The following is a 17,328-nucleotide window of genomic DNA, read 5'->3' as shown; positions in this document are numbered from 1 at the left end:
TCTTGCGAATCAAAAAGATAAAGCTGGTGAAAAGTTCTAGGTCTGCGTGGGATCGACTTCCAGCGGGTCAGGTCCGTGGCCTACATAGCGGTAGAGCCGCGGAGGTCGGTGTTGTCCGCCAGCGAGGTACTCGTCGGTGGCCTCAATGGTCGCGGTGTTCTTCAGCGTGCGGCGGAAGTTCGCGGGATCAAGCCTTCGTCCCAAGATGGCTTCATATACTCCGCGTAGTGCTGCCAGGGTGAAGCGTTCGCCGAGCAGTCGGTGGGCTATCTGTCCGTACTCGGTCTTATTGCGCAGGCGCCATAACGCGTAGTCAACAATCTTGCGGTGATCAAAGGCCAGCTGCGCGATTGCTGGGTCATCGATGTCAAACCAAGCCACGTTGTCGTCTTGAACCGTTGTGCCCACTTGGTTGGCATTAAGTAAGGCGAAGTAGGCGATGGTGACCAGACGGTGGGTTGGAGATCTATCGATATCACCGAAGGTATAAAGCTGTTCAAGATAGTTAGGGCGCAGTCCGGTGGTCTCGGCCAGGTTGCGTCCCGCGGCTTGGCCCAAGGATTCTTGTGCGTCAACGGGTCCACCGGGTAGGGCCCACAGCCCCTGGTGTGGTTCTCGGATTCGGCGCACCAGCGGTAGGCAGAGTTTATCCGGGCCACCGTCTTGTCCTTCTCGAATGCCAAGGATCACCGTGGAGACCGCCAAGGCCGGCGGCAGGTTGCGCCGTTCGTTGACGTTGGCCCATCCGGGTACCGATGACATGTTGTTGCCTCATTTTCACTACATAGATTTCGTTAGAGTCATTCTGACATTAAGTCTCGATTGACGCTAACCTCTGTCCTGAATTCAGGACACAATGGCCTATGATCAATGGCATGACACTGGATCTAAATCTTCGAGTGATTCGCACAAACGCTGAGGTGAGTGGCCCTTCCGTGCTTTTCATCCACGGCTTCGCCTCATCTGGCGAATTGAATTGGGAGCGTTCGCGTTGGCTGAAATATTTCACTGATGCCGGGCGCAATGTGCTGCTCGTCGATCTGCCCGGGCACGGCAAGGACCCACACCGCAATGAGGGAAACTGGGCACCTAGCCAGATTCGCCAGTCGCTGGCAGCGATTGTCATGGAGCTAGATGAAGGACCAGTGGATGTCATCGGCTACTCGCTCGGCTCTCGCCTTGCGTGGGAGTTTGCGGCGTTTAATCCAGACCTGGTGGAGCACCTGATCATGGGTGGCCCAGGAGCCGGCGACCCGCTGGCCGCTTTTAATCTTGCGCAAGCTCAGGCCAACGTCACTTCCGGTGAACCGATCAACGATGACTACACGGCAACCATCATGAAGATTACCTCCGCCGAACCAAGCAATGACCTCACGACCCTATTTGAGTTGATCGAAGCCATCAAGTCAGAGCCATACGATCCCGCAGCGAAGATCCCTTCGGTCCCCACGCTTTTAGTTGCTGGCGACCAGGATGACCTTGCAACCACCATGCCTCGGTTGCGCCGACTACTGCGAGACGCGGGAACTGCGAACGAGGTGTTGTGGCTGGCCGGGCGCAATCATGCCAATGCCGTGACCAGTCGCGAGTTCAAGGAGAAAGCACTGGACTTCTTGGGCAACTAGCAATTGAGCGCGAAGACCGGTGAAGACCATCAAGACAAGTCATGTCCTGATGGTTCACCATGCCAGTCTTCACCTAAATTTCGCCTTCAAACTATCGACAGTCCTCGATTGATCTCTTTCAACAATTATCTTGACTAAAATGCTTGCCCCGCGGATTCGACTGATGTTAGCGTCTTGTTCTAAGAGCGGTTCAAACGCATAGCTACGTGCTGTTAATTACTCAGGCAATTGTTCAGCTGGTCCAAACGCGATGAGCCCCATCGACTGCACGATCGTCATCTTTGTTGATACATCCACAACAGACTTCGAGGTTTTCTGATGAAATCAAAGCTCCCGCTACTCATTGGACTCAGCGCCGTTCTTCTGGCCACATCCTGCTCGGCAGCGTCCCCAACAAGCGAAGAATCCGGCACTTCGGCGGAGCCAGTTTCTGCAACTAGCCAGTCGCAGAAAGGGGATAAATCAGGGGATAAATCATCCGCCACACCATCGGCATCACCATCTGCCTCGGCATCTAAGTCATTGGCATCCGTCAGCGCGAAAGACATCATTCCCACGTTGGCCAAGCCGCAGACGGACGAGGACCGACCGTCCCAGAAGTTCAACGATTCATCCATCAAGAAGTCCGATTTTAGGGCCCTGGCACCGTTGTCCTACGCCCAAGAATTTGCTGCAACCAATAAAGAGGGCGACCTATGCTTGGTTGCCTGGGCGCAAAGCGGAGACGGTGACGGCAGTGCAACTATTAACGGTCCCGAAACTGAATGCGACGCTCCCGCTGAGGTACAGAAGGACGGCTTGACGCTGAACATCGATGGCAGCGACAAAAAGCCCGGCGTTGTTCTGGCAATGCTTCCACCAGATGTGGCAGAGAAAGACGTCCGTACCGTCTTGCTGAAGATTCCGGGCAATCACGAAGATCTACGTCCACCGGTGGAGTTCAAAGCTACCGACTTTGGGATTGTCTCGGTAGCAATGGAACCGGCAACGGCGAAAGAGCTGGGAACCATCACCATTCCGCGCAAGGATGGTTCTGATTTCACGCTGGACCTTGACTAGATTTTGTATCAATCCGCTCGTCTAAGTTCCCACGCGGCAAAATGGGATCCGAGCTTTAATAGAATCGCTCAGGTCCTAGCCGCAGCTCTTCGGCATCCATGTCGTTGTGGATCAGCCGTAGGACAGTGTCATCGATGTGCCCCTCATTGCGCAGACGCATGACGGTCTCACGCCTACGCTCCAACATGTGCAGGCGCAGTGCCCGGTATTGCCGGTCTCGACGTACCTCGTCGTCGCCTTCACCGTCCGTGGCTCCGGCGTTGAGGATACGCAGATGGGTTTCGAAATCCTCGCGTAGCTTCTGGCTCACGGCTTTGTCCGCGCCTAGGACGGTGGCGGCTTCGTCCAGTTCAACAAGGGCCGCCTCGGTTGCCGTTCTTTCGGCCAAGTAGCGTTCCTCGTCGATGGCAGTATCCCTCGTCATTTGGGCCCATCGGACCACCACCGGCAGTAGCAAACCCTGGACAAGTATGCTCACTCCGATGACGCCTGAAGTGACAAAGATAACTAATTCCCTTTCCGGGAACGGATCACCGGAGGCCACCAGCAATGGCACGCCAAGTGCTGCGGCTAGAGACACCGCTCCGCGGAATCCCGCCATGCCATTAACGATGCGTGTTTTGTGGCTGACTCGGCGAAGACGCTGCGCCGGGCGCCGGTCTATCCAGCGAATAATGTAGGTCACCGAGAAGAGGTGACCAATGCGCACTAGGACCAAGGCCAGTGAAATGACAACCAGCAGCACCGAGCCCCGTGCAATGAGACTGGAGTCCAGTGACCTCATGGCCGCTTGCATTTCAAGCCCAACCAGCACAAAGAGTGAAGCGTTCAGTAAGAACGTGGACAGGCTCCAAAAGCCATGGGACTGACGCCTGGATGCGGCACGTGACTTGCGCGGCTTGGCTTGGCTCATGATGAGCCCGGCAGTCACTACGGCCAGCACCCCTGATGCTTCGATGGTCTCTGCGATGAAGTATGCAAGAAATGGCGTCAAGAAGGTCAGTACCGTTTCTTGGGTTGGGCTATCCATCGCAGCGCGCAATCGCAGTATGGTCCATGCGAGGGCCGCCCCGATCAGCATCCCGCCGGCATAAGCCAGAAGCACTAACCATGAGACATGAGCAATAGTGATCTTTTCGGTTCCTACCGTAGCTCCGACGACGATGCCATAGATGACCAAAGCTGTGCCGTCGTTGATCAAACTTTCGGCTTTCAAAATTGTCACGTCTCGGCGTGTGAAGGTGCGGGTCAGTGCACCAACGGCCGTGGCATCAGTGGGCGCCAGTGCCGCGCCAAGCACCCAGGCTGGGCCCCAAGCCATGCCGAATACATGCGCAATGCTAGCCACGACTCCAGCGGTAACCAGCACAAGTAAGGTGCTGGCAAGAATGATTCCGCGAAGATTAGCTCGAATCTCGCGCAGCGAGGTAGTCAGGCTTTCCCAGAAGAGCAACGCTGGAAGGAATAAGAACAGCACCACTTCAGGTGGCAGGGAGACTTCGCGAAGTGCTGGCAGAAAACCCAACAGAAGACCGCCAAGCAACAGAAGCACCGGGGGTGCGATATGCAGCCGGCTGGCCAACCCGGTACACACAACGATGGTGATTCCCAATATGACAACTAGCTCGAGCCCAAACATTATCTGCCCCTTCGTGCAAGGGGCGCCGCTGCCCGGTTCAACGTGGGAGACTCAACGGTTGCCTGCCGATCTCCGCGATCCCCACCAAACTATGTAGTGCTTCCAGTGTGGCAGGGGAAGATTTCGTAGGTATTTCCAGCGACGAACATTGATGTTGACCGCCTCGTTGCGCTTTTTGCAGCGAAGTACGCCAGAAACGGGGTCAAGAAGGTCAGTACCGTTTCTTGGGTTGACTACCCGCCGCTGCGCGCAATGGCAGTACTGCTCATGGCTGGACCGCTCTGATCAGCATCCCGCCAACATGATCCAAAACCACTAACCATGAGACAGACATGCAGAAAACATGCGCAAGGCTAGCCACGACTTCAGCGGTGACCAGCACAAGTACAGTACTGGCAAGAATAATTCCGCGAAGATTAAGCTCGAATCTCGCACAGCGAGGTAGTCAGGCTCTCCCAAAAGCGCAACGCCGGAAGGAATAAGAAAAGCACCACTTCAGGTGGCAGGGAGACTTCGCGAAGTGCTGGAAGCCGAGACAGATCGCGATTCGGGCAAAATCGGTTTCACTGTCAAGGTCGGAACTAAGTTCATTCTAGAATTTCAGAAATCCCATTAGCTCGTGAGCACGACGCCAGACTTAGTTTCAATCGACCGTATTTGAGTCGAGCTTACCCATGGACATTTAGTCGTTGAACGCTTTGATGCTAATTAACTCCCGGACGGTGAAGTAGGCCCCGTCAACGAGTCTGGCTTCCACCCTCAAGGCCTTCTCCGCCACGAGAAGCGCTTCAGCTTTCCCTTCGGTGTTGTTCGATGCTGTCACCACAATTTCGGTGTTCTGGTCATTCCCTGCTCGATCAACCCACGTCACTTTGTAGGTAAATCGCATCCTATAGAGTTGCATGCCGTTCATTCCTCTACTCCTGGAATCATCGAGATCATTTCTCGCTGAATAGAGAATACATTGCGGATGTAGCTGGTCACCTACAGTGGCGTATACATCAACAGGGTAAGGTCTGGGGCTTCAGCTGGCGTCAGGTTGTGCTGTTCATATTTGGTTAGCCCTTTGACTGGATGGCGGAAGACCCGCTCCCCTGATTGGAATCCAGCAACATCTCGCTCATTCCAAATCGCAGCAAATTCAGCCGAAGCCGCCGAGACTCGTGCGACGATTCCAGTCTCTCCCGACGGGCTGAGCCAGCCTCTGGTTTCAGCACGGAAGCTTCCCACAAAACCACGACTCTGCTTTTCCCAGTCTGGAAGCATCTCGCGCAATTGAGCGTCGGTGAACACGAGCCACAACAAGTTCCGGTCCTCAACGTCCACAGCGGTAATTCTCGGATAGAGCTGCGCATATTCGGCGTTCCAGCCAATGATGGCCCAGTCGGCGGACAGCAAGAAAGCCGGAAAATTCATGACATCTAGAAGTCTTTGTAATGCGTCAGTCATTGGGCTGGATTCTTCCGGCGCCAATTCACCGTGGCCGGCTAAGGACAAGAGGTAGCTGGTTTCTACTGCACTTAGGCGGAAGAGACGCGCAAGAGACTGCATCACCTGACGTGAGGGATTGATGTCTCTAGCTTGCTCCAACCAGGTGTACCAGGTGGCAGATACCCCAGCGAGGGTGGCCACTTCTTCACGGCGCAATCCACGAACTCGACTGCGTCCCACTTCGGGCAAACCATGTGAAGCCCTGTCGGCGCGAGCTCTTCGGTCTTTGAGGAAGGCCGCCAATTCTTCGCGGCGACGCTGACCTGCGTTCATATCCCGATCCCCATATCATGGTAGTAGTACTACTAGTATCGTCACCGTCTGGGTTTCGGAACAAATCTATGGTGAGATTTTAAAATGACCACACTTCGTTCACACACCGTTACCCATGGCCGCAATATGGCCGGCGCCCGCGCACTGTTCCGCGCAGCCGGCGTTAATGGCGCAGATCTTGGCCGCAAGCCAATCATCGCCGTGGCCAACAGCTTCACCGAGTTCGTCCCCGGACACACCCACCTACAGCCAGTAGGTCGCATCGTTTCCGAAGCCATTAAGGCTGCCGGCGGTATCCCCCGCGAATTTAATACCATCGCTGTTGATGACGGAATCGCTATGGGCCACAGCGGCATGCTCTACTCGTTGCCTTCGCGCGATTTGATCGCTGACTCCGTGGAATACATGGTCAATGCACACTGTGCTGACGCACTGATTTGTATCTCCAACTGTGACAAGATCACCCCGGGTATGCTCATGGCCGCACTGCGCCTGAACATCCCTACCGTCTTTGTCTCCGGTGGACCCATGGAATCCGGACGCGCCACCTTGGTCGATGGCACCGTACGTACCCTGGACCTCGTAGATGCCATCTCGGATGCCGTGAACGAAAACATCTCGGACGCTGACCTCTTGCGTATCGAAGAGGCCGCATGCCCTACCTGCGGTTCCTGCTCTGGTATGTTCACCGCCAACTCGATGAACTGCCTGACCGAAGCCATGGGTCTGTCACTGCCAGGTAACGGTTCAACCCTTGCCACCCACACCGCCCGCAAGGACCTGTACCAAAACGCCGGCAAGCTGGTAGTAGACATCGCTAACCGCTACTACACCGACAACGATGAGACGGTCTTGCCTCGCAATATCGCCTCCGTCGAAGCCTTTGGCAACGCCATGGCCTTGGATATCGCCATGGGCGGTTCCACCAACACCATCCTGCACCTGCTCGCCGCCGCCCACGAAGCTGGCGTGGAGTTTGGTTTGGATGAAATCGATGCAGTGTCCCGCCGTGTACCGTGCTTGGCTAAGGTTGCACCAAACGCTGCAGGCGCTGGCAAGATCTACTACATGGAAGATGTTCACCGTGCCGGTGGCATCCCTGCCATCCTTGGCGAACTGCGTCGAGGCGGATTGCTAGATGAAACCGTCCACACCGTTCACGCCACCACCTTGGGTGAATGGCTTGATGACTGGGATATCCGTGGCGGCAAAGCCACCGAGGAATCCTTCGCCCTGTGGCATGCAGGCCCAGGTGGCGTACGCTCGTCCACCGCTTTCTCGCAGTCGGCTCAGTGGGAAGAACTGGACACCGACGCAGAAGCAGGTTGCATCCACTCGGTAGAGCACGCCTACTCCAAGGATGGCGGCCTGGCCGTGCTTCGCGGCAACATCGCCGTAGACGGTGCAGTGGTCAAGACCGCTGGTGTTGACCCATCGATCTGGACCTTCTCCGGCCCAGCCGTGGTTTGCGAATCCCAGGATGAAGCCGTAGAAAAGATCTTGAACAAGCAGGTCAAGGAAGGCGACGTTGTTGTTATCCGTTATGAGGGTCCTAAGGGTGGACCGGGTATGCAGGAAATGCTTTACCCAACTTCCTTCCTCAAGGGTCGCGGTCTGGGCAAGTCTTGCGCACTGATCACCGACGGTCGCTTCTCCGGTGGTACCTCGGGTCTGTCCATCGGACACGTTTCCCCAGAAGCTGCTTCCGGTGGCATGATCGCATTGGTTGAAGACGGAGATACCATCTCCATCGACATCCCGACTCGTGAGCTGACCTTGAACGTTTCCGAGGAGGTGCTGGCCGAACGCCGCGAACGTTTGATCTCCACCACCGGTTACCGTCCAGCAACCCGCGAACGTGTGGTCTCCCCTGCGCTGCGTGCTTATGCAGCCATGGCTCTGTCCGCCGATAAGGGTGCGGTCCGCGACGTTGATCGTGTGGAGCGTGCACTGCGCGAAGCCGATGAGCGTGAAGCCGCCGCGGCACGCGCAGGAGCTCAGGCCTAGTCTGAGCTCTTTCCCCAAGTAGAAAAGCGTGAGAATGCCGGTTCAGCCTTATGGCTGGACCGGCTTTTTCTTTGTTTGCCGCTAGGCATTATTGAGCCTGGCAACGGTGCTGCAACAGCTTCAGGGCTCCAGCGGTGAATACCGCAGGAGCCGTGCTAACCGGCCATAACAAGCCCTCACTATCACCGGTATCGACGAGCGAAGCTGGCTTGAGGCGCAGGTTCCTACATCACCGGTGACGCCACACCATCTGTTCGTGTTGGTGGAACGAACCGTGGCGCTTCGGCGCAAACATCCACCTCAGATGAATCCCTGTTGGGCTCTTTCTACGAGAACGGCTATTAGACAAATGCTCTATTGGGCCAAATCGTAGATGACTCGAAACAATTCGCACACGCACTTTCTCATCCAGTAGCTACCCACCAGGTTTAGGGTTCAGCCCCCTCAAAGTGCCCGACGTGGGGCGGGAACAGTGACCATCATCGGACCGCCAGTGACCGGATCTGGGTGAATCTCGCAGTGAACACCGAATGCCACCCCAAGGCTCTCCACGGTGATAACTTCATCAGGTGCACCACTGCCCAGCACTTTACCCTCATGCATGAGCACCACAGTATCGGCATAACGCATTGCCTGATTAATATCGTGAAGCACGGTAATGACCGTCTTCCCTGCATCACGTTGCGTTGCGAAAAGATCAAGCAAATCTACTTGGTGTGCAACGTCCATATACGTCGTTGGCTCATCCAACAACAATATCGGCGCCTGCTGTGCCAGGGTGGTAGCCACCCAAACTCGCTGACGCTGACCACCGGACAGATCAGAAAGCCTGCGTGTGGCTAGGTCCAAGGTCCCTGTCGACACCAGAGCCTGATACACAGCGGCCTCGTCTTCACTACCGTGTTGTGCAAGGAGTCCCTGACGCGGAAAACGCCCGCGTGAAACCAATTGAGCTACGGTGATTCCCGAGGGTGCCACCGCCTGCTGGCTCAGTAGCGATACTTCGCGCGCATAAGCTTTGGGCTTGAATGAATCTATAGCCTTTTCACCGAGCAAGATCTGACCGGCAGATGGTTTCAAGAGTCGCGCCAAGGCACTGAGCAACGTCGATTTTCCGCAACCGTTGGGACCAATAATTGCGGTGAACTTCCCCGGCTCAAAGGACAAATCCAGGCAATCAATCACGGGCTTTCGGTCGTATCCCAAGCGCACTGCTTCGACCTGAAGCCTTTGGGAGGTCACCGGTTCGCCGCGCTCAGTGGCAACCGATTTGGCGGACGTTACGCTGTGTCCGTGCTGCGTTAGTTCTGTCTCTAGTGAAGTCATGAACGGCTCTCCCTTACCAACAACCAAATTAAGTACACGCCACCGAGGCAAACTGTCACGATACCGACCGGCAACTGGATGGGCATGAATGCAACTCGGGCCACGGTGTCAGCCAGCACCAGCAGCAAAGCACCCAAACAACCGGCTGGTAACAAGTCCAATTCGGCTCTGCGGGTTAACCGGGCGGCAATCTGAGGGGCCACAAGGGCGACAAAGGCGATGGGACCTGCAGCTGCAGTAGTCACAGCCACCAGACCGACACCAACGATGACCATTGCTGCACGCAAGACCCGAGTACTGACCCCCAGTGAGGTGGCCAAGGCATCCCCACATTCCAGGATTCGTGCCTGTCGTTGCAGGAAAATCGCTGCCACCGAAAATAGTGCGATGCCCACCAAGGACGGACCTAAAACCGTATTGCTGACCGAGTTCAACGATCCCGAACCCCACACTGCGGCAGACATCGCGACCTGACGTTGCGCGGCCAAGAGCATAAAGGTGTTGGCAGACGCGAGCATCGCGCCTACACCGATGCCCACCACAATGAGCCGAAAACCGTTGGTTCCCTCTCGGCTGGCAATGATGAACACCAGTCCCGCTGCAAGTAAACCGCCAAGAATAGATCCCACCGCAATCTGCGCTGCACTAGCGGTAGTAAATAACATGAGCGCCAACGCCACGGTGTACGCGCCGGAACTAAAACCGATCACATCGGGGCTACCCAACGGATTACGCGTCAAGGACTGGAATAGTGCCCCGGAAATTCCTAGGGCGAAACCAAAGACCAAGGCTAGTATCACGCGGGTTAATCGCCAGTCACGCACAACCACCTCATAGCGACGCTCCGAGTTCCCCAGTAACGCCGGCAGGAGTTGGTCAAAGGGAACTCGAATGTCTCCTAAGGCCAACGAGATGAACCCGGTCAGTAGTGCTGCCACTGCCAACAGGGCAGCAACCAACGCAGTGGTGCGGTCAACACGCCAGGTCCACCGGCCCAACCGCAAACGCAGTTCCCGGCGGCCGGTAGGAACATTTATTGGCTGGTCGAGTGAATGTTCTGCAGGCTGAGCTAGGTCAATCACGCTGTTGTTACTCATAGCGTGCTCGCTTTCTTTCGGCGGGCCAAGATCAGTAGCACCGGGGCTCCAACGAAGGCCGTGACGATCCCGGCCGATACCTCCGCGTGGGGAAGAATAATCCTGCCAAGAATGTCCGAGCCGAGCAGGAGGACCGGTGCGAGCACCGTGGTGAAAACCAAGATCCACCCTTGCTGGACTCCAAAGAGCCAGCGCACCACATGCGGAATCATCAAGCCGACAAACCCGATTGGACCGGCCAATGCCGTAGCCGCACCGCACAATAGTGTCACCGAAGCAATCACCGCGATACGCACCGGTGCAATTCGCACACCCAAAGCTTTCGCCGGAGCATCACCCAGGGCGATCGCATTCAGCGACCCTGCGCAGCACAGTGAAATGAGCAGTCCCACCGCAACGAAGGGAACGATCACCACGACAGTGGAGAGCTCATGTCCGTTGAGGTTTCCGGCCGCATAAACTCGCATCATGTCAAAGATCTGTGGCCTGAGTAAGACCAGGGCCGTGGTGATTCCAGAAAGTACTGCGCCAAAGGCAACACCGGCCAACACCAAGGTGGCAGGTTCTGCGCTACGTCCACGCCGTGACAGGGACAAACCATACACCGCGAGGGTGGCTATCAAGGCTCCCACCAATGCCCACCAAATCGAAGCAACGACGGACAGAGAGCCGAGGAAAAAGCTGGCCGTCACCAACGCAAATTGCGCTCCGGCGTTCACCCCGAGGATCCCCGGATCAGCTAGCGGATTGCGGGTTAGCGCTTGAATCAGCGCGCCGGCAACGCCCAGGGCGATTCCCGCCAGCACGCCCAAGACCGTACGGGGAATTCTTAGTTGTCTAATGACCTGAACTTCTTCGGAATTCAATGAAGGTTCGACGATGCTTCGCCACGCCACCGACAGGTCTATGTGCCGGCTGCCAAAAGCCAATGAACACAAAATGGTGAAGGCCAAAAGCACCAGTAGGCCCACTAACCAGAGGATTTTGGCCCCGGTAGAATCCACCAAGTTGCCTCCAGGGGCAAGTACTTCGGTGACCGGTTGGGCACTTGGCTTGACCTGCGGTACGGAGGCACCCGGTGGTACATCTTTGATATCGCCACGTTGCGTGGAGCTCACCATGCTCACAGCCCTAGGCGAGCAAGTTCAGATTCGTAGGCGATGAGCGCCTCGTCTTGGTCTTCAAAACTCTCCCACAGCGCGTCTAAGGAAGATTTGGTTGAAGCATCCAGCGCGTCCCAGCGTTCGCGCCATTTTTCTGCCTGTTCCACCCAATAACCAATCACCTTGTACTGCGTGTTAGGCCAACGCAGTTCGCGGTGCAGCATCTTACGAATTTCGCGTAATGCCGCGGATTGTCCGGCTACCCACACGTAGGGTCGCGGCTGGTCATCGTCCAGCCGTTCCACGGCCTTGCGGGCGACCTGCGGAAGAACACTGGGTCCTACACCATTGCCCGCCACAATCCACTGGACCGTGAGTTGTGGCAAGTAACTGAGGTCTAAGCGGGATGATTCATCAGGAATTTCCACCACGAGTTCGGTACGCGTTTTGGCGTCGCCAAGTTCGGCAATGCGCACGGCCGCTGGCAAGCCGGTCAGGTCACAGATCAGTACCTGGGATGTTGTGTCTGGCGGGCAGTCATAGAGGCCGGTGGGAGAATTCAATCCAATTCGGTCACCAACCTGAGCGTCAAGCGCCCAGGCGGCAGCAATGCCGCCTTCATGAACCACAAAGTCGATCTCAATCCATCCTTCGCCGGCATCACGAATGGTGTAGGTACGCATTGGAGCGTCGGGCTGCCCTTCGATGGTGCGCCAGGTATCACCATCTGCCACCGGCAAGCTCAGCAGGTTTCGATCTTCGGTATGCGGGAAGAAAAGTCTGACGTATTCATCGCCAATCCCGGTACTGGTGAAACCTTGAATGCTAAAGCGCAATCGCTTCAGAGTAGGTGAGAGATGGCGTGTGGATTGAACGGTAGCTTCAAAGATTTCCATTGACTGATCCTGTTGCTGCGAAACACCGAGACGCGTCGAAAGTCACCGATGTTTCCGGGGCTGATGATGGATGGAGGGTTTATTGTGCTTCAGCGCCGGCCGGCACCGGCAATGAAATCTAATGCCGTGCCGGGCCAGCGTGGAACACCGTGGAATTACTTAGTTAGATCACTTCGTACCTGATCCATGAACGCAACTGCGCCCGAGGGCGAGCCGTAGGTCATCTCCATGTTGTACGTGTAGATCCGGTTATTCTTCACAAATGGAAGGTTCTTCCAGTACGGTGACTTCGCCATGGCAGCAATGGATTTATCCAGTTCTGCTTGTGCGTCTTCTCCAACACCCATAGACATCCACACGGCATCAACGTTCTTGAGCTGATCCAGCTCTTCCAAAGACAGGCTCAAGCCTTTTTGCTTACTGAGTTCTTCGGTCTTTAGTCCGATGGTGTCAAAGACACCGCATTCGAGGTACGAGTAGCAGTCAACGTTGACTTTCCCGTCCCAATAGCCCAAGGTGGCTACCGTCAAATCCCCGTTGCCAGCTTCATCGATGGCTTTTTTAGCTTGGGCACCGTCTTCTTGATAGTCCTTCAGCCATTGGTCGTATTGTTCTTGACGGCCCAGGTCCTTGGCAGTTTGTTCAAAGTGTGACTGCCAAGACTTTCCATCAAAAGCGTTGGTCGTATAGGTCGGGGCGATCGCTGCGAGCTTCTCGTGGACTTCGGCATCGTAGCCCAGACCGTTGAGGATGAAATCAGGAGCTGCGCCTAGGACCCGCTCGTAGTTGAACTCTGGATAGTTGGCAAAGGGTGTGACCTCGGCGAGCGCTTCTTGGGGGAAGTAATCAGGGAATGTCGTGAATCCTGAATCGCCTCGAATCGGCTGTTCGGCGGCCAACGGAACGCCCAAAGTCGCCAGGATGTCAACGTCCGTGGTGTAGAAGCCCAGGGCAGCGGTGGGTTGTTGATCCAAGCTCACCTCATGCCCTTGCGGGTCCACGGTTTTTAGTGGTGACTGATCCGCCGATGCTGATGTGTTCTCGGCAGCTTGGCCTGAAGATTGCCCACAGCCGGTGAGAGAAAGTGAAGCAAGTGCCAGCAGTGCTGCGGGCGCCAGCAGGGCGCGAGTGAAGGTTCGGGACATGCGAGTGATCCTTAGGGTTGGAGGGTTGGTGATGACCGGGCCTGCGAGGCCCCACACCTCAAAGAAATTACCGTAGGCTAACCTACATTGGTTACGAAACATATTTATAACATATTATGAATTCCATGTCGTCATCTCGCCCTACCGGGCCTCTTCTGTTGCGTACCATGCTGCGCGCTGAACGCGGCCGAATAATTGCCGCCGTCGCCCTGCTCTCATGTTGGACCGCTGGTGAAGCACTTGTCCCGGCACTCATCGGCGCAACCATCGATCACGCAATTGCCGGTGGCAACCTAACCGGCTTGATCCTCTGGCTCATCGCCTTGGGCCTATGTTTCGCCATGCTTTCCTTCGGCTATCGTTTTGGCGCCCGCCTAGGAAACTCGGGAATGAACCGGCAGGTGCACCAACTGCGCACGCGAATTGCCGAACATGTAATGGCCCCGGATTATCGGCCACGCAGTGCGCGCATGCCCGGGGAAATCGCCACCATCACCTCGGTAGATACCGACGTCAGCGCCTCGGTCATCCGTCAAGCATCACTGGGTTTTAGCGCCCTCGGTGGCCTATTGGTTTGCGCCGTGTATCTGATCTGGGCCAATTTGTGGGTGGGCCTGTCGGTCCTGATCATCACGCCCCTGGGCATGGCCGCACTGCGCTGGCTCACTCCCCGCTTAAGCAAGGCCAGTGATAATCTCCAAGCCGACATCGCCGCATCCGGGGCCGCGGCCGCGGACCTCATGGCCGGTGTTCAGGTGTTGCGTGGCATTGGTGGCCACGATCAGGCCGCCACTCATTACCGTGAGGCCAGCCAACGTGCAGCCAATGCGGGAATTGATTCAGCTTCTGCCTCGGGTCGCATCGACGCGGCTCAGGTATTAGTCTCCGGAACAGTCCTCTTGGCCGCCGCTGGCTTGGGTGCGTGGCAAGTAGCAGCTGGTTCCATGAGCATCGGAGCGCTACTGGGTGTACTGGGCGTCGCGCAATTCCTTTCAACCCCCTTGGGCACCTTGGTCTCCACAGTGGAAGCCCGCACCCGATCCTTGGCAGCCGCCGAACGCGTCGCCGCTTTGCTAGCCGACGGGGCCGATACCTCAGGTGACCAACACCCAACGCCACGTAGCGATGGCACTTTGAGCATCGAATTACCGACATCGACTCATGGACCGCTCACGGTGACGTCCGACAGCTTCACGGTCCTGGTTTGCGCCGAAGACTCTCTTCGCGCACAACTTGCCACGGCCCTCAGCCTTGGAAGCCAGCAGCAGCAAAGCACTGAAACTGAAGCTATTTCGCACCCTCGTCTTCTACTTGATGACATCGAAGTTTCACACATCGACCCCGGTTACCTGCCCCATCTCTTGCGCCTGGCCCCTCATCAAGCGCACCTAGTTGAAGGCAGTATCAATGAGAATATCTTTGGTGACGGACCAGTTCCTGACCAGCAGACGCTGCAGCTTCTGCTGCGCGCCAGCGGAGTCGATGAACTATTGGAGAACTTCCCCGATGGATTAGAACACCGGGTACAGGGGCGCGGTTTTAACCTCTCCGGCGGACAACGACAACGCATCGCGCTGGCCCGGGTATTGGCAGGAGGTCCACTGGTCCGGGTACTGCAAGAACCGACTAGCGCGGTGGATTCGGTGACTGAAGCGAATATCGCCCAAGGATTACTTCACTGGCGGGAGAATGCGCAAATCACCGGTTCAGGGGCGGGAACCCTGCTCGTCTTGAGCACCTCACCCACTTTGTTGCACGCAGCCGATGAGGTCATTTTCCTTGAAAGTGACGGGTCGATCACCCGCTCCACTCATTTGGAACTCAGTGCAAATTCAACCTACGAAAAGGTGGTCAGCCGATGAGCCTCGCCGCGGAAAACCTCACGCCCGAAAACATCGATCAACAATCTCCGGCGTTGCCTACTGCCAGTATCGCCACCGCCTGGCGAGTATTAGGTCGCACCCTGCGTCCACAACGGTGGTTGATCATCTGGGCATCAGTAATCACCCTAGCTGCCTCCGCGGCGGCTATGCTCTCCCCCTTTGCCATTGGCATCCTTGTAGATGCGTTGGGCACCGGTAACTCCGAACCAACACTCATCCGATGCCTGCTGGCCATCGCTGTCTCACTAGTCTGCGGTGCCGCCCTGACCTGGTACGCCCGAGTACTTTACGCAAAAATCGCCGAACCTGCGGTGGCGTCCCTGCGCGAAGACGCCGTAGAGCATGCACTGAATTTAGAATCTGGAATCTTGGAGCGCGCCGGCGACGGCGAACTTGTCTCACGTGTTTCCGATGATTCTCGATTGATTTCACAAGCAGTTGCGTGGCTCCTACCGGCTTTCCTCTCGGCGACTACCCTACTGGTGCTCTCGGTCCCAGGGCTTTTCACCCTGCACTGGGTATTGGGGCTTACCGGGCTGATCGCCATTCCGATGTACTGGTTGTCCCTACGCTGGTATCTACCGCGCAGTGCACCGCTCTACCGTGAAGAACGTGAGATTCTTGCCCGTCGCACCAATACCTTCCTTAATGCCTTCCATGGACGTGCGATGTTGCATTCTCAAGGTTGGGCCCGGGGGCAGGTTGATGCGTTGGAACGAGCCAGCGATGACTCACGAAACATTGCTGACCGCGTATTCCGCATGCTCACCCGATACTTCGCGCGCAACAACCGTGCAGAATTTGTCACGATGGCAGCCTTGTTGACGGCCGGCTATTTCCTTGTTCAGGCCGATGCCACGACGGTTGGAGCGGTCACCACTGCAGCCTTGCTCTACCATCGGCTCTTTGATCCGATTTCCGAGGTGGTCACGCTCTTTGACATGGTTCAAGAGGCAGGTATCGCCCTGCGCCGAGTCACCGGCATTCTTTTGGCCAAGCGTCGCACGCCCAGCGAAATTTCTCAGTTACCCCACGAGCAGTCTTCCAGCACAGGGTTGGTCCTGCATAGAGTAAATCACCATTTTGAGTCTGACGTCGCCGTACTCAAGGAACTGAATTTGTCCCTGGCTGAAGGTCAGTGCGTCGCTTTGGTGGGTACCACCGGTGCCGGAAAAACAACGGCTGCGCGCATCTTGTCTGGCATTATCGAACCGGCAAGTGGCATCGCGACCTTAGACGGGAAGCCGCTATCTACCTTCGAAATGACAATTCTTCGCCAGAACATTGCACTGATCTCTCAAGATACCCACGTCTTCTCCGGAACGGTACGAGAAAACCTCACTCTGGGATCGTCCACACCTTGTTCTGAGACCCAGTTGCAACAAGCAATTACTTCTTGTCATGCCCAGTGGATCAATGAATTACCTCAGGGGTTGGACTCCGTACTGGGCTCGAATGCTTACCAGCTTTCCAGTCATCAAGAGCAGCATCTAGCCTTGGTTCGTATTGCTGTGCTTGATCCACGCATTGTTGTCATGGACGAGGCAACTGCTGAGTCAGGATCTAGCAATTCTCGCGAATTGGATAAGGCAGCAGCCACCTTGACTAAGGAACGAACCTCGCTGGTTATCGCTCACCGGTTATCGCAGGCGAGAAATGCTGATCGGATCATCGTCATGGACCACGGTGAAATTATTGAAGATGGATCGCACGAGCAGCTGCTTGTCGCCGATGGCAAGTACGCCCAATTATGGAGAGCTTGGGAGGGTTAGACCCTTGAAAGT

At 56.2% G+C, this 17,328-nt stretch carries 14 protein-coding genes; 5 read left to right on the top strand and 9 right to left on the bottom strand.

What is annotated here, in order from left to right:
• Nucleotides 1-36: 36 nt before the first annotated feature.
• On the bottom strand, nt 37-762 hold the full coding sequence (locus ACT3RW_RS06425) for an NUDIX hydrolase (RefSeq protein ID WP_444613194.1): 726 nt from the start codon (nt 760-762) through the stop codon (nt 37-39).
• Nucleotides 763-875: 113 nt separating this feature from the next.
• Between ACT3RW_RS06425 and ACT3RW_RS06420 the strand changes: the two genes are divergently transcribed.
• On the top strand, nt 876-1,625 hold the full coding sequence (locus ACT3RW_RS06420) for an alpha/beta fold hydrolase (protein WP_444613193.1): 750 nt from the start codon (nt 876-878) through the stop codon (nt 1,623-1,625).
• A 318-nt stretch (nt 1,626-1,943) separates the two neighbouring features.
• Nucleotides 1,944-2,684, top strand: coding sequence for a hypothetical protein (locus ACT3RW_RS06415; RefSeq protein WP_444613192.1), 741 nt, complete (start codon nt 1,944-1,946; stop codon nt 2,682-2,684).
• Between the two features lie 55 nt (nt 2,685-2,739).
• Here the strand turns inward: ACT3RW_RS06415 and ACT3RW_RS06410 are convergent, their stop codons facing one another.
• The 3 genes from ACT3RW_RS06410 to ACT3RW_RS06400 all read right to left on the bottom strand — a co-directional run bounded on the left by ACT3RW_RS06410 (nt 2,740) and on the right by ACT3RW_RS06400 (nt 6,087).
• Complete coding sequence (locus ACT3RW_RS06410) at nt 2,740-4,323, bottom strand: Na+/H+ antiporter (RefSeq protein ID WP_444613191.1); 1,584 nt, start codon at nt 4,321-4,323, stop codon at nt 2,740-2,742.
• A gap of 682 nt (nt 4,324-5,005) precedes the next feature.
• Nucleotides 5,006-5,236 carry a hypothetical protein gene (locus ACT3RW_RS06405; RefSeq protein ID WP_444613190.1) on the bottom strand — a complete coding sequence of 77 codons (231 nt, stop codon included), beginning with the start codon at nt 5,234-5,236 and terminating at the stop codon, nt 5,006-5,008.
• A 71-nt stretch (nt 5,237-5,307) separates the two neighbouring features.
• Nucleotides 5,308-6,087 (bottom strand): helix-turn-helix transcriptional regulator, encoded by a 780-nt coding sequence (locus ACT3RW_RS06400; RefSeq protein WP_444613189.1) that lies wholly within the window; start codon nt 6,085-6,087, stop codon nt 5,308-5,310.
• 84 nt (nt 6,088-6,171) lie between these two features.
• Here ACT3RW_RS06400 and ilvD point away from each other — a divergent pair, with 84 nt between their 5' ends.
• On the top strand, nt 6,172-8,094 hold the full coding sequence (ilvD, locus tag ACT3RW_RS06395) for a dihydroxy-acid dehydratase (RefSeq protein WP_444613188.1): 1,923 nt from the start codon (nt 6,172-6,174) through the stop codon (nt 8,092-8,094).
• A 444-nt stretch (nt 8,095-8,538) separates the two neighbouring features.
• Here the strand turns inward: ilvD and ACT3RW_RS06390 are convergent, their stop codons facing one another.
• The 5 genes from ACT3RW_RS06390 to ACT3RW_RS06370 all read right to left on the bottom strand — a co-directional run bounded on the left by ACT3RW_RS06390 (nt 8,539) and on the right by ACT3RW_RS06370 (nt 13,661).
• The gene (locus ACT3RW_RS06390; RefSeq protein ID WP_444613187.1) at nt 8,539-9,420 is read right to left on the bottom strand and encodes an ABC transporter ATP-binding protein; all 882 of its coding nucleotides are present in this window, start codon (nt 9,418-9,420) and stop codon (nt 8,539-8,541) included.
• Nucleotides 9,417-10,517 carry a FecCD family ABC transporter permease gene (locus ACT3RW_RS06385; protein WP_444613186.1) on the bottom strand — a complete coding sequence of 367 codons (1,101 nt, stop codon included), beginning with the start codon at nt 10,515-10,517 and terminating at the stop codon, nt 9,417-9,419. Before ACT3RW_RS06385 ends, ACT3RW_RS06390 begins: the two co-directional genes overlap by 4 nt.
• Entirely contained in the window at nt 10,514-11,638 is a 1,125-nt protein-coding gene (locus ACT3RW_RS06380; RefSeq protein ID WP_444613185.1) for a FecCD family ABC transporter permease, read from the bottom strand. The genes ACT3RW_RS06385 and ACT3RW_RS06380 overlap by 4 nt, the downstream gene beginning before the upstream one ends.
• 2 nt (nt 11,639-11,640) lie before the next feature.
• Nucleotides 11,641-12,516 carry a siderophore-interacting protein gene (locus ACT3RW_RS06375; protein WP_444613184.1) on the bottom strand — a complete coding sequence of 292 codons (876 nt, stop codon included), beginning with the start codon at nt 12,514-12,516 and terminating at the stop codon, nt 11,641-11,643.
• A 155-nt stretch (nt 12,517-12,671) separates the two neighbouring features.
• Complete coding sequence (locus tag ACT3RW_RS06370; protein WP_444613183.1) at nt 12,672-13,661, bottom strand: ABC transporter substrate-binding protein; 990 nt, start codon at nt 13,659-13,661, stop codon at nt 12,672-12,674.
• Between the two features lie 125 nt (nt 13,662-13,786).
• Between ACT3RW_RS06370 and ACT3RW_RS06365 the strand changes: the two genes are divergently transcribed.
• Together ACT3RW_RS06365 and ACT3RW_RS06360 are read left to right on the top strand one after the other, a co-directional pair.
• The gene (locus ACT3RW_RS06365; RefSeq protein ID WP_444613182.1) at nt 13,787-15,523 is read left to right on the top strand and encodes an ABC transporter transmembrane domain-containing protein; all 1,737 of its coding nucleotides are present in this window, start codon (nt 13,787-13,789) and stop codon (nt 15,521-15,523) included.
• Entirely contained in the window at nt 15,520-17,316 is a 1,797-nt protein-coding gene (locus ACT3RW_RS06360) for an ABC transporter ATP-binding protein (RefSeq protein ID WP_444613181.1), read from the top strand. The genes ACT3RW_RS06365 and ACT3RW_RS06360 overlap by 4 nt, the downstream gene beginning before the upstream one ends.
• Nucleotides 17,317-17,328: the final 12 nt, after the last annotated feature.

Origin of the sequence: Glutamicibacter sp. AOP5-A2-18, assembly GCF_052446055.1 — a bacterium.
Taxonomy (GTDB): domain Bacteria; phylum Actinomycetota; class Actinomycetes; order Actinomycetales; family Micrococcaceae; genus Glutamicibacter.
The sequence above is the reverse complement of the archived record's forward strand: the minus strand, read 5'-3'. Positions and strand labels throughout refer to the sequence as shown.